The sequence below is a fragment of the Paucibacter sediminis genome (genome assembly GCF_030254645.1).
GTDB lineage: Bacteria > Pseudomonadota > Gammaproteobacteria > Burkholderiales > Burkholderiaceae_C > Paucibacter_B > Paucibacter_B sediminis.
The window spans coordinates 2,622,367-2,634,766 of sequence record NZ_CP116346.1; the positions used below are offsets into that span (position 1 = coordinate 2,622,367).

Annotated in this window: 12 protein-coding genes; 8 read left to right on the plus strand and 4 right to left on the minus strand. The window is 69.7% G+C overall.

Going from position 1 to position 12,400, the window contains the following annotated elements; translation table 11 throughout:
* Window positions 1–70: 70 nt before the first annotated feature.
* The gene (locus tag PFX98_RS12185; protein WP_285235474.1) at window positions 71–1,018 is read left to right on the plus strand and encodes a 2-hydroxyacid dehydrogenase; all 948 of its coding nucleotides are present in this window, start codon (window positions 71–73) and stop codon (window positions 1,016–1,018) included.
* Window positions 1,019–1,021: 3 nt separating this feature from the next.
* Here the strand turns inward: PFX98_RS12185 and PFX98_RS12190 are convergent, their stop codons facing one another.
* On the minus strand, window positions 1,022–1,483 hold the full coding sequence (locus PFX98_RS12190; RefSeq protein WP_285235475.1) for a VOC family protein: 462 nt from the start codon (window positions 1,481–1,483) through the stop codon (window positions 1,022–1,024).
* A 166-nt stretch (window positions 1,484–1,649) separates the two neighbouring features.
* Here PFX98_RS12190 and PFX98_RS12195 point away from each other — a divergent pair, with 166 nt between their 5' ends.
* Window positions 1,650–2,423, plus strand: coding sequence for a GntR family transcriptional regulator (locus PFX98_RS12195; RefSeq protein ID WP_285235476.1), 774 nt, complete (start codon window positions 1,650–1,652; stop codon window positions 2,421–2,423).
* On the opposite strand, the gene PFX98_RS12200 is transcribed toward PFX98_RS12195, so the two are convergent.
* Window positions 2,407–3,942, minus strand: coding sequence for a methyl-accepting chemotaxis protein (locus tag PFX98_RS12200; RefSeq protein WP_285235478.1), 1,536 nt, complete (start codon window positions 3,940–3,942; stop codon window positions 2,407–2,409). The two genes, PFX98_RS12195 and PFX98_RS12200, sit on opposite strands and share 17 nt — an antisense overlap.
* Window positions 3,943–3,950: 8 nt before the next feature.
* Window positions 3,951–5,054 (minus strand): porin, encoded by a 1,104-nt coding sequence (locus tag PFX98_RS12205; protein ID WP_285235479.1) that lies wholly within the window; start codon window positions 5,052–5,054, stop codon window positions 3,951–3,953.
* A 183-nt stretch (window positions 5,055–5,237) separates the two neighbouring features.
* Here PFX98_RS12205 and PFX98_RS12210 point away from each other — a divergent pair, with 183 nt between their 5' ends.
* The 5 genes from PFX98_RS12210 to PFX98_RS12230 are packed head-to-tail and all read left to right on the plus strand — an operon-like array spanning window position 5,238 to window position 10,491.
* Window positions 5,238–7,415 carry a xanthine dehydrogenase family protein molybdopterin-binding subunit gene (locus PFX98_RS12210; RefSeq protein WP_285235480.1) on the plus strand — a complete coding sequence of 726 codons (2,178 nt, stop codon included), beginning with the start codon at window positions 5,238–5,240 and terminating at the stop codon, window positions 7,413–7,415.
* 20 nt (window positions 7,416–7,435) lie between these two features.
* Complete coding sequence (locus tag PFX98_RS12215; RefSeq protein ID WP_285235481.1) at window positions 7,436–8,395, plus strand: dihydrodipicolinate synthase family protein; 960 nt, start codon at window positions 7,436–7,438, stop codon at window positions 8,393–8,395.
* A gap of 5 nt (window positions 8,396–8,400) precedes the next feature.
* Entirely contained in the window at window positions 8,401–8,862 is a 462-nt protein-coding gene (locus PFX98_RS12220) for a (2Fe-2S)-binding protein (protein ID WP_285235482.1), read from the plus strand.
* Window positions 8,855–9,670: an FAD binding domain-containing protein gene (locus tag PFX98_RS12225; protein WP_285235483.1), complete on the plus strand. Its 816-nt coding sequence runs from the start codon at window positions 8,855–8,857 to the stop codon at window positions 9,668–9,670. Before PFX98_RS12220 ends, PFX98_RS12225 begins: the two co-directional genes overlap by 8 nt.
* A complete protein-coding gene (locus tag PFX98_RS12230; RefSeq protein WP_285235484.1) occupies window positions 9,667–10,491 on the plus strand; it encodes an aspartate dehydrogenase in 825 nt (274 codons plus the stop codon). The genes PFX98_RS12225 and PFX98_RS12230 overlap by 4 nt, the downstream gene beginning before the upstream one ends.
* On the opposite strand, the gene PFX98_RS12235 is transcribed toward PFX98_RS12230, so the two are convergent.
* The gene (locus tag PFX98_RS12235; RefSeq protein ID WP_285235485.1) at window positions 10,460–11,473 is read right to left on the minus strand and encodes a LysR family transcriptional regulator; all 1,014 of its coding nucleotides are present in this window, start codon (window positions 11,471–11,473) and stop codon (window positions 10,460–10,462) included. The genes PFX98_RS12230 and PFX98_RS12235 overlap by 32 nt on opposite strands.
* A gap of 329 nt (window positions 11,474–11,802) precedes the next feature.
* On the opposite strand from PFX98_RS12235, the gene PFX98_RS12240 reads away from it, so the two are divergent.
* Window positions 11,803–12,399 (plus strand): 3-hydroxyanthranilate 3,4-dioxygenase, encoded by a 597-nt coding sequence (locus tag PFX98_RS12240; protein WP_285235486.1) that lies wholly within the window; start codon window positions 11,803–11,805, stop codon window positions 12,397–12,399.
* Window position 12,400: the final 1 nt, after the last annotated feature.

The window sequence follows — 12,400 nt, forward strand, 5'->3', positions numbered from 1 at the left end:
CCATGTATACATGGCAAGCGATGCAGGGTAATTCCCTGTGTTTGATGTTTCTTGCCACCGGGTCCAAGACATGAACGAAATCCGACCATCGCTGCTGGCGCTGATCCCGCTGCAGCCCGCCCTTGTGCAGGCGCTGGGCGAGCACTGCGAGCTCAGCTACGAACCGCAGGGCCCGGCGGGCCTGGACTGGCCCGCCATGGCGCGGCGCGGCGTGCGCGCGGTGCTCACCAATGGCACGACCGGGCTCAGCCGCGCGCAGATGCAGGCCCTGCCCGGCCTGGGCCTGGTGTGCGCCTTCGGTGCGGGCTTCGAAGCCATCGATCTGGCGGCGGCACGCGAGTTGGGAATCGCCGTCACGCATGCGCCCGGCGTCAACAACGCCACCGTGGCCGACCACGCGCTGGCCCTGATGCTGGCGCTGGCGCGCGGCCTGGCGCCGCTGGACCGCGCGGTCAAGGCAGGCCTGTGGCAACACAGCCGCGCCGAGCGGCCGACCTTGCACCGGCGCCGGCTCGGCCTGCTGGGCATGGGGAACATAGGCCAGCAGATCGCGCGCCGCGCGCTCGGCTTCGAGATGAGCGTGGCCTACTGCACGCGCCAGCCCCGGCCCGAGCTGCCCTATCAGCACCACGCCTCGGTGCTGAGCCTGGCCGCGGCCAGCGACTATCTGGTGCTGGCCTGCCCGGGCGGGCCGGCCACACGCCATCTGGTGAATCGCGAGGTTCTGCGCGCGCTGGGGCCGACCGGCTTCGTGGTGAATGTGGCGCGCGGCAGCGTGCTGCACAGCGGCGATCTGATCGCCGCGCTGCAGGCCGGCGAGATTGCCGGCGCGGGCCTGGATGTGCTGGATGACGAGCCCGCCGTGCCGGCCGAACTGTGCCGCCTGGACCAGGTGCTGCTGACGCCGCATATCTCGGGCCGCTCGCCCGAGGCGCAGCGCGCCCAGCTGGCCTGCCTGCTGGAGAACCTGCAGGCCTTCTGCGCCGGGCGGGCCTTGCCCAACCCGGTGCCGGGCTGAGCTTCAGCGCGCGGCCTTGAGGTCGGGGTGGCGCAATGCCGGCGCCTCCGACACGCCCACCACGTCCTTGGCGGCGCCGCCCCAGCCGCGGTCGGTCATGTCGATCATCACGCCGTTGGGGTCGAAGTACTTCACCTCGTAGAAGCTGTTGCCCTTCACCGGCACCTCGCCGAGGAAGTAGGTGCCGCCGGCGGCCTCGCAGTCCTGGCGCGAGGCGGCGATGTCGTCCACCCAGAAACCGATGTGGTGCAGGCCCACATGCGCGCGGCCCAGCGGCCCGGCATGGGCGTCGTTCTTGAAGTTGAGCAACGCCAGGCACATCACGCCGTCGCTGAGGTAGACGCCACGCGCCAGCGAGGAATCGGTCTCGCCGACCTTTGTCATGCCGAAGGATTGCTCGTAGAAGGGCGCGATGGCCCAGGGATCGGGAACGGAAATAGCGATGTGACGCAGCTTGCCAGCCATGGGGGCCTCCAGAGGTAGATGGATAGGTTCAGGATTCAATGAATCCAAAAACATCTATATGTATACATGAAAAGTATTGCGCATGCAAAGAGGCTGAACCGCAATGCAGTTGTGCGCGCCGTCGCTAGAATCGCCTCAACCTGACACTTCCCAGCCTGGATCACCCATGGGTAACGCTTCCGCCAGCATCTGCCGCAGCCTCACCGAAGACATCGTCAGCGGCAAGCTGCCACCCGGGCAGAAGCTGGAGGAGCTGGTGCTGGCTGAGCGCTTCCAGGTCTCGCGCACGCCCATCCGCGAGGCGCTGCGCGAGCTGCATGCGCGTGGCCTGATCGATCTGCAGCCGCGCAAGGGCGGCATCGTGCGCAGCATCGGGCTGGACGATCTTTCCGACATGCTGGAGGCGATGGTCGAGCTGGACGCTCTGTGCTGCCGCATCAGCGCCGAGCGCATGAGCGCGGTGCAGAAGAAGCAGCTGCAGATGGTGCAGCAGCAGAGCGAGGACTGCGTGGCGCGCGGCGACGAGGCCGGCTATCTGCAGCTGAACCACCAGTTTCACCAGCTCATCAGCGCCGGCGCGCAGAACCGCAGCCTGGCCGCGATGCTGAGCAATCTGCGCGAGCGCCTGGCGCCCTTCCGCGCCGCACAGACCCATGTGGAGCGGCGCCTGCCGGTCTCGCACGACGAGCACCAGGCCATCCTCAACGCCATCCTGGCCTCGGATGCCGAGGCCTCCTACGAGGCCATGCGCAACCACACCGCGCGGCTGAGCATCAATGTGCTGGACCTGCTGAAGGCGCAGCAGGGTGGCGACGCCCCGGGGCGTGCGCCGAGCGAGGCGCCGGCTGCGCCCAAGCTGCGCAAGCCTGCCGCCAAAGTGGCTGCTACAGCAGCCGTGAAGAAGCCCGCCAAGGCCGCTGCCGTCAAGCGTCGAGCCTGAACACCCCCACCACGGCGCGCAGGCGCCGGGCCTGATCGCGCAGCGACGTGGCGGCTGCGGCCGATTGCTCCACCAGCGCGGCGTTCTGCTGGGTCATCTGATCCAGATTCGCTACCGCCTGGTTCACCTGCGCAATGCCCTCACCCTGTTCGCTGGCGCCGACGGCGATCTCATGGAGGAGGGCCGCCACCTGGTGCACGCTGGCCACGATGTGCTGCATGGAGCTGCCGGTCTGATCCACCAGCTGGGCGCCCGAGGCCACCGTGTTGCTGCTGGCCTGTATCAGGCCCTTGATCTCCTTGGCGGCCGCGGCCGAACGCTGCGCCAGGCTGCGCACCTCGGCGGCCACCACCGCGAAGCCGCGGCCCTGCTCGCCGGCGCGCGCCGCTTCCACCGCCGCATTGAGGGCGAGGATATTGGTCTGGAAGGCAATGCCGTCGATCACGCCGATGATGTCGGCCATGCGCGCCGAGCTCTGGCTGATCTGCGCCATGGTGCCGACCACCTCGTTCACCACCTGGCCGCCGCGGCCGGCCGCCTGCGCCGCGCCGGCGGCCAGCTGATTGGCCTGGCGCGCGGTGTCAGCGGACTGCCGCAGCGTGCCGGTGAGTTGCTCCATCGAGCTGGCGGTCTGCTGCAAATTGGCCGACGCCTGCTCGGTGCGCACGCTCAGATCCTGGTTGCCCTCGGCGATCTCGCTGGACGCCGTGCTCACCGAGTCCACGCCCTTTAGCACCTCGGCCACCAGCGCACGCAGGCGCCGCGCCATCGCCTCCATGGCTTGCATGAGCTGGCCGAATTCGTCCTGGCGGTCGCCGAGCGCTGGTGGCTGGCTGAGGTCGCCCTCGGCGATGCGCTCGGCCAACTGCACCGCCTGGCGCAGCGGCGCGCTGATGGCGCGCACCAGCAGCGCCACCCCGGCGAGGGCGAACGCGTACACCAGGCCCATCACCAGCAGGCCCAGGCCTTGCGCGCGTTCGCTGGCCAGCAGGGCGGCGGCTTTGGCCTCGTCGCGCAACTGGCTCTGCACCTCCACCAGCTGTTCAAGCGCCGCGAGGTAATTGGCCACGGCAGGCAGCAAGTCCTTTTCAACCAGCGCGCCGGCGGATTCGCCGCGCTGCTTCAAGGCGTCCACCTGCTTCATCAAGGCCACCACCGGCTGGCGCCGATCGGCGATGCGTGCCAGCGCTTCGCGCTCGCGCGGCGTGCCGGCTTCCTTGGCGATGCGTTCCTGCAACTCGTTGATCAGCCCGGTGGCCTGCTTGCGGCCCCGGCCGAAGGTCTGGGTCAGCAGCGGCTCCTGGCTCAAGGCCATCGCGATGACGCGCTGCACATTCGCCTCCAGCGCGCCGGCCCAGCGCGTGGAGAGGCCGATGCGTTCATCGACGGCCGCCACCTCGTCCATGGCGTCTTGCATGGCCAGGACGGCCGAGCGCTGGCTCAGTACGGCGGCGGCCACCATCAGGCTCAGGGCGGCCAGGCTGGCGGCCCAGAGTTTGCGGGAGACGGTGAAATGCATGGCGATGCTCAGAACTTGTGGGTGATGCCCAGGCCCAGCCCGCGCTGGCTGCTGCCGGGTTTGAGGCCGTTGATCGGGTTGGCGGAGAGCTTGTAGGCGGCCGTGGCGCCGTTGTGCAGCGAGGTCCAGGCGGCCCAGAGCTCGCTGCGCTTGGAGAGGCTGTGGCCATAGCCCAGTGAGAGCTGGCGCGCGCCCGAGTCGGTGCCTGGCGCACCGATGCCGCCCACGCCCTGGCTGGCGTTGCCGCTGGCGGCCTGGCCGCGCACCAGGCTGGCGCGCCACTGGCCGGCACCCATCTCGTGCGTGAGGGCCAGTTGCCAGGCTTGGCGGTTCAGCACGCGGCCCGGCGCGGGTTCGTAATGCAGCCGCTCCCAGGTAGCGCGCAGGCGGGTGTTGCCCAGGGTGAGGGCGGCGCCCAGACGATGGGCGTTGTCGAGGCTGCCGGCGGCCAGGTAGTCACGATGCCGCTCATGGCCCCATGCGAGATAGAGCGGCCCCTCGTTGTAGCTGACCAGCGTGGAGATCAGGTCGGGTGCGACCGTGGCCGTCTTCTCCTCGGGCATGGCGTAGGCCAGGCGTGCACTGAAGCCCTGCAGCGTGGGGCTGCTGTATTGCACGAGATTGGGCTGGCGGCGGTCGAAGGAGGCGGGCGCGAGGCCGTTGGCAGCGGTGGCAAAGCCATTGCCCAGGATGCTGTTGGAGGCAAAGATGCCGGCGGTGAAGGGGTCGATGGCATAGACCGACACAAAGCGCAGCGGCGTCTCCCATTGCCCCAGCAGCAGCTCGCCCCAGGGCCCGCGCAGGCCCACGCCGGTGTTGCGACCGCCCCAGGGACCATCGCCGGTGTCGACCTTCACATTCGTCTCGATCTGGGCCCAGGCGCTCCAGCCCGCGCCCAGGTCCTCGCTGGCGCGGAAGCCCAGCACCGAGAGGTTGTTGGACAGGCGCCGCAGCGGCCCGTGCAGGCCGCTCGCGCTGACCTGCTCGACATCGGCCTTCAGAAAGCCGTACAGGCTGACGCTGGCGCCGGGTGCCGGCGCTTGTGCATGGGCCGCGTTGATGGCGAGCAGGGCGGCTGCCAGGGCCAGGCCAGAGAAAACCGAGCGGCGCATGATGCTTCCTTGTGTATTTGGTGAAGATTGTATGTATACACAATACGAATTGTGAATTCATCGTGTGAAAGTCGTGACTCCCCTGCAAATGCCGCATGCAATCCTTGAATCAGAAGTAAAACAGCACAATCAATCAATTCTTTGCGTTTGCATTCATTCGTGGCCATGGCTCCAATGGCGCCCATGGCAAGCACAGAGATCCACGCAGACCCACACACCGAGCCGCAGCCCGACCTGCTGCGCCGTGAAGACGCCCGCTTGCTGCGCGGGCAGGGTGGCTTTGTCGCCAACCAGCCCACAGCGCAGATGGCGGGCCTGGCCCATGCCGTGTTCCTGCGCAGCCCGCATGCCCATGCGCGCATCCTCGGCATGGAGCTGGACGCGGCACGCGCCGAGCCCGGCGTGCTGGCGGTGCTGGGGCCGGCGGACTTCGCGGGGCTGCAGCAGCCGCGTGTGAATGGCCTGCTGCCCGGCATGAAGCTGCCCCAGGCGGCCCTGATGCCGGCGGACCGCGTGCTGGCCGTGGGCGCACCGGTGGCCCTGGTGCTGGCCGAGACGCGCCAGCAGGCCCAGGCCGCGGCCGAGCTGATCTGGGTGGACTATCAAGACCTGCCCTCGGTGGCGGACTTCGATCGCAGCGGCGCGGATCTCTATGCCGAGGTGCCCGGCAATCTGGCCCTGCGCAGCGAGACCCGCGTGGGCAGCCTGCCGGCCGGTGAGGCCAGCGCCAGCGCGCAGATCGAGCTGCCGCGTGTGGCCGCCGCGCCTCTGGAGCCACGTGCGGCCTTGATGCGCTGGGATGCGAGTACGCAAACACTGCAGGCCTGGCTCTCCACCCAGACGCCCAGCCGAGCGCGCGAAGACCTGGCCCATGCACTTGGCATTGCGCCCGAGCAGGTGCAGGTGGTGGCCACCGATGTGGGCGGCGCCTTCGGTGGCAAGGCCTCGGTGTTCGCCGAAGACCTCTTGCTGGCCGTGGCCGCGCGCCGCCTGCAGCGCCCGCTGCGCTGGCTGGCCACGCGCGGCGAGGACTTGCTGGCCGGCACCCATGGCCGCGCCTCACGCCTGCTGGGCCGCCTCTGGCTGGACGACGCGGGCCGGATGCAGGCGCTGGACGCGCAGCTGGAGTTCGCGCTGGGCCACTGGCTGCCCTTCAGCGCGGCGGCGCCGCTGCGCAACGCCTGCCGCATCCTGCCCGGCCCCTACCGGCTGCCTAACTGGCAGGTGCAGGGCGAGGGGCGCCTGAGCCATGCGGCCGCGGTGGGTATCTACCGCGGTGCCGGCCGGCCCGAGGCCTGCATCCTGATGGAGCGCCTGGTGGACGAGGCCGCGCGGCAGCAGGGCATCGACCCGCTCGCCCTGCGCCTGGCCAATGTCTGGCCGGCCGATGCGCTGCCGCGCCGCCTGGCCAGCGAGGTGTGGCTGGACCGCTGCGACCTGCCGGCCTTGCTGAAGCGCGCCGCCACGCTGTTCGACTACACGCAGCGCCGCGCCCGGCAGCGCCAAACGCCGGACGGCGACTTCCTCACCGGCATCGGCATGGCCCTGTATGTGGAACCCTGCGGGCAGGGCGGTGAAAGCGCGCGCCTCACCGCCCTGGCCGATGGGCGCTACCAGCTTGCCACCGGCGCCACCGCACAAGGCCAGGGCCGCGAGACCAGCTACGCCAAATTGCTGGCTGGGGCGCTGGGCTGCGCGCCCGCACAGATCGAGGTGCTGCATGGCGACACCGCGCGTTGCCCGGCCGGCATCGGCGCCTTGGCCAGCCGCAGCACGGCCATTGGCGGCTCGGCGGTGCTGAAGGCGGCCGAGCAATTGCAGCAACGCCTGGCCGAAGGCGCGGCCCTGCCGTGCACGGTGGAGCTCTTCCACCACACGGCCGAGGAGGCCTGGGCCTCGGGCTGCGTGATGCTGGAGCTGCAGATAGCACGCGCCACCGGCCAGCCGCGCATCACTGAGCTGGTGTGGGTGGATGACGCCGGCGTGCTGGTCTCGCCCGAGCTGGTGCATGGCCAGCTGGTGGGCGGGCTCGCGCAGGGCCTGGGTCAGGCGCTGATGGAGCGCATCGTCTATGACGCCAACGGCCAGTTGCTCACCGGCTCCTTGATGGACTACGCCCTGCCGCGTGCCGAGGACATGCCGCCACGCATCACGCTGGAGAGCCTGCCCACCCGCAGCGCCGCCAACGAGCTGGGCGCCAAGGGCGTGGGCGAGGCCGGCTGCATCGGCCTGCCGGCGGCCCTGCTGAATGCCGCGCATGACGCGCTCGCGCCACTGGGGGTGAGCCAGCTGGATTTCCCCTTGAGCGCCGCCGCGCTCTGGCGCGCGATGAATTCCTCCTCTTCTTCTTATTCTTCTTGACCGAACCGAGAGCTATCCCCATGGACTACAGCAAGCAAGACGCCAAGGCCTATGCCAAGGCGCATTTCACCGGCGTCTGGGCCGCCACGCTCACGCCCTTCAACGCCGACGGCTCGATGGACGAGGCCGGCTTTCGCGCCAACCTCGCGCATTGGTGCGGCACGCTGAAGCTGGGCGGCCTGTTCGTGTGCGGCAAGCAGGGCGAGTTCTTCTCGATGTCGCTTGCCGAGCGCAAGCGCAGCTTTGAGCTGGCCGCCGAGGTCGCCAAGGCCTGCGGCTCGCGCACGGTGATGTCCTGCTCGGACACCAACCTCGATACCGTGCTGGAGCTCGGCCGCCACGCCCAGGCCGTGGGCGCCGACTGGATCGTGGTGCACAGCCCGGTGCTGCATTTCGGCGCCGACACCGACGAGACCATCTATGAGTACTACCGCCACATCAGCGAGCAGCTGGACATTGGCATCGCGATGTGGAACCACCCCGATTGCGGCTACCTGATGAGCCCTGAGCTGTGCGCCCGCATTGCCGAGCTGCCGAACATCGTGGCCATCAAGTACAGCGTGCCGCGCCCCATGTACAGCGAGCTCAGCCGCCTGGTGGGCGACAAGATCCAGGTCAGCACCGCCAGCGAGGAAGAGTGGCTGGACAATATCGAGGAGCTGGGCTGGCGCCTCTACCTCTGCTCTACGCCGCCGCTGCTGCTGCAGACCGCGGCCGACCAACGCATCAACGAGTACACGCGCCTGGCCTTCGAGGGCCGTTTCAGCGAGGCACGCCGCCTGCGCGACAGCCTGGAGCCGGTGCGCGACGCCTTCCGCCTCAGCCGCCCCAAGGGCAAGCCCCAGGCCCACAGCAAGTACTGGCTGGAGCTGCTGGGCCAGGTGGGCGGCCCGGTGCGCCGCCCGCTGCTGCAACTCACCGAGGCCGAGAAGGCGCTCACGCGTGAGCAGTTCGCCAAGAGCGGCTTGAAGCTCGCTTGAACGCCATGCTGGAATTCCGCGTCAATGGCCGCCCCTGCCGGCTCGAACTCGGCAACGCCAGCCTGTTGGTGGACGCGCTGCGCGAGCCACTCGGGCTCACCGGCACCCACCAGGGCTGCGACACCGCGCAATGCGGCGCCTGCACCGTGCTGCTGAACGGCCGCGCGGTGAAGAGCTGCAATGTGCTGGCGCGCCAGGCCGAGGGCGCGGACGTGGGCACCATCGAAGGCCTGGCGGCGCCGGGCGAATGGCATGCGCTGCAGCTCGCCTTCTCGCGCCACCATGCCCTGCAATGCGGTTTCTGCACGCCCGGAATGCTGATGCGGGCCCTGGCCATGAAGGCCGAGGGTGTGCCGCCCGAGCCCGCGGCGGTGCGCCAGGCCCTGGCCGGCAATCTCTGCCGCTGCACCGGCTACGAGGGCATCGTGGCGGCGATCTGCGAATGGCTAGGTGCTGAGCATGCGTGAGTTCGAATACTGCCGCGCCCGCTCGGTGGACGAGGTCTTGCGCTGGCTGCGCGATGGCACGGACAGCAAGCTGCTGGCCGGCGGTCAGAGCCTCTTGGGGGCGATGAAGCTGGGCCTGATGGCGCCCGAGCGTCTGATCGATCTGCAAGGGCTGGCCGAGCTGCGCGGCTGCGCCGCCACCGCGGGGGGCGAGTTGCAGCTGGGCGCCATGCAAAGCCATGCCAGCCTGGCGCGCCATGCGCTGCTGCGCGGCCTGGTGCCAGGTCTTGCCCGGCTGGCCTCGCACATCGCCGACGAGCAGGTGCGCAGCCAGGGCACCTTGGGCGGCTCGCTGGCGAATGCCGACCCAGCCGCCTGCTGGCCGGCCGGCATGCTGGCGCTGGGCGCCACCCTGGTGACCGACCGCCGCGAGCTGCCGGCCGACGAGTTCTTCACCGGCTTCTTCAGCACCGCGCTGGAGCCCGACGAGCTGCTGTGCAGCGTGCGCCTGCGCCGGCCACGCCGCTTTGCCTACGCCAAGTTCGAGCAGGCCGCCTCGCGCTTTGCCCTGGTGGGTGTGGCGCTGGCGCAGTTCGACGACGGCGCGGTGCGCGTGGCGCTCACAGGCGGCGCGCACGGCGTGCAGCGCCTACCCGCTTTCGAGCAGGCCCTGGGCCAGCGCTTTGCCGCCGAGGCCTTGCAAGGCCTCAAGGTCGATGCCGCGCTGATGTCCAGCGATGTGCATGGCGAGGCCGATTACCGCGCCCACCTGGCCGGCGTGCTCGCCGCCCGGGTGGTGCAAGACGCTTTGACTTTGGAATCGACATGACCGTACACACGACACATGAAACCGCTGCGCCACTGCGCGTGGCCCTGATCGGCCTGGGCGCGATCGGCCGCGTGATCGCCAAGGAGCTGCTGGCCCGCCAGGGCGAGGGTGTGCAGCTGCTGGGCGCGCTGTGCCAGCACGAGAGCGAGGGGGCCGAGCTGGGCTTGCCGGTCGTCACTACGTTGGCGGCCTTGCTGGCCTTGCAGCCCGATCTGGTGGTGGAAGCGGCCGGCCATGGCGCGGTCAAGGCCTACGGGCCCGAGGTGCTGCGCGCGGGGCGCGATCTGCTGCTGGTCTCGGTGGGCGTACTCTCCGATGCGGCGCTGCTGGCCGAGCTGGAAGCGGCGGCACGCGCGTCGGGCCGCCAGCTGCTGCTGCCCTCCGGTGCGCTGGCGGGCCTGGACTATCTGCAGGCCGCCAAGCTGGCGGGGCTGAGCCGCGTTTGCCTGCGTTCGCGCAAGCCACCGCTGGCCTGGCGCGACACGCCGGCGGAGCTGCTGCTGGATCTGGCCAAGCTCAGCGAGCCGGTGGTGTTCTTCCGCGGTAGCGCGCGCGATGCCGCGCGCAGCTATCCCAAGAATGCCAATGTGGCCGCCACGCTGGCCCTGTGCACCTTGGGGCTAGACGAGACCCTGGTGGAGCTGGTGGCCGACCCGACCATCAGCGGCAACGAGCATGAGATCGAGGCCAGCGGCGCGGTGGGCGAGCTGCACCTGACGCTGCGCAACACCGCCTCGCCCGACAACCCCAAGACTTCGCTGGTCACGCCCTACAGCGTGATGCGCAGCATCATGGCGCGGCGCGCCGTGCTGAGCGTTTAGGCCGCTTGCCATGCGCCGCTTCGGCCACGCTCAGGTGCTCGCGCAGATGCTCGGCCATCGCGCGCGCGGCGGGCGAGAGCGAGCGCTGCTGCAGCTGCGCCAGCGAGACCTCGCGGGCCACGGCAGGCTCCTTCAGTGGCACGCCCACCAACTCGGCCAGGGCCGAGACCTTGAGCGCATAGGCCGGCAGGATGGCCACGCCCAGGCCGGCCGCGGCCATGGCCATGGCGGTGGCGATGTGCGTCACCTCCTGCGCCGGCTTGGGGCAACCGCCCAGCGGTGCGAAATGGCGATCCACCAGGGCGCGCAGGCCGCTGCCCTCGCGCAGCAGCAGCAGCGGCTGGTCCAGCAGATCCTTCCAGCGCAAAGCCTTGGCGGCGGCCAGCGGGTGCTCGCGATTGCAGATCGCCACCATCGCGTCGCGCAGCAGCGGCTCGGCCGTGATGTCGGGTTCGGCGGCGTCGAAGGTGGCCAGGGCCAGGTCCAGCTCGCCCAGGCGCAGCTGGGTCAGCAACTGGTCGGCGCTGGCGTCCAGCAGGCTCAGCTCGATCTCGGGGTAGCGCTCGGAAAAGCTGCGCAGCAGGCCCGGCATCAGGCTGGCCGCCAGCAGCGGCGTGGTGCCCAGGCGCACGCGGCCGCGGCGGCGTTCCGCCACATCGCGCAGATCACCGGCCACGCGGTCCAGATCGGCCAGCAGGCGCTGCACCGCCGGCATCAGCTCGCGGCCGGCCTCGGTGAGTTCGCTGCGGCGTGTGGTGCGGTCCAGCAGGCGCAGGCCCAGCTCGCTCTCCAGCGCGCGGATCAGCGCCGAAAGCGCCGACTGGCTCAGGAACAGCTGCTGCGCCGCACGCGTGAAGCTGCCCTCGCGCGCCACCGCATCGAAGCCGCGCAGCTGCTTCAGCGACACGTTCACCGGCCGCGCGCTGCGGCGCGGCAGCTTCATCAGCAACTCATCCTGCGGATCGCTCGGCTTCTTGGTCATGGGCGGCCGCATCTTAGAGCCTGTTCGCGGCCCCCAAGGGGGCGCGCAAGTGTTTTTGCGGCTGAGCCAGCTAGGCGCGGCGCGCAGCCAATAGCCGTCGCTATTGGCAAGCGGCGCAACAACGCTGGGCTGCCGCAAAAACACTTGCCCTTCGGGTTGAGACGAAATCGGGCGATCTGCCCGCCAAACCGTTTGCATGGGAGGCGAGCCCATGCGGCACGGTGTTGGCAGGCACCTCATCCCGATTGCGTCTCAACGCGCCCCCTTGGGGGCCGCGAGCAGGCTCTCACCCACCACAATCACCACAGCCTAGAAAGATCACCATCATCATGCTGAGCTACGGACGCCCCCTCAACTTCGCCCAATGGATCGCCGACCATGCCGCCGATCTCAAGCCCCCGGTGGGCAATCAGCAGATCTGGCAGAACGCCGATTTCATCTGCACCGTGGTGGGCGGCCCCAACCACCGCAGCGATTTCCACGACGACCCGCACGAGGAGTTCTTTCACCAGCTCAAGGGCAATGCCCACCTGATCCTGTGGGACCGCGGCCAGTTCGAGCGCGTAGACCTGCGCGAGGGCGACATCTTCCTGCTGCCCGCCCATGTGCAGCATTCGCCGCAGCGCCCCGAGCCGGGCAGCCTGTGCACGGTGATCGAACGCCAGCGTGCCGCTGGCGTGACCGATGCCTTCCAGTGGTACTGCGCGCATTGCGGCACGCTGATCCAGCGCCACGAGGTGCAGCTGCAAAGCATCGTCGGCGACCTGCCGCCGCTGTACCAGCGGTTCTACGCCAGCTCGGAGGCAGAGCGTCGCTGCACCAACTGCGGCGAGGTGCACCCGGGCCGCGCCTGGCGCGACTGGCACGCCGTGCTGGCGGCCAAGCATGGCCATGCCGCCGTGCCGGTGGCAGCACGGGAGGCCTGAG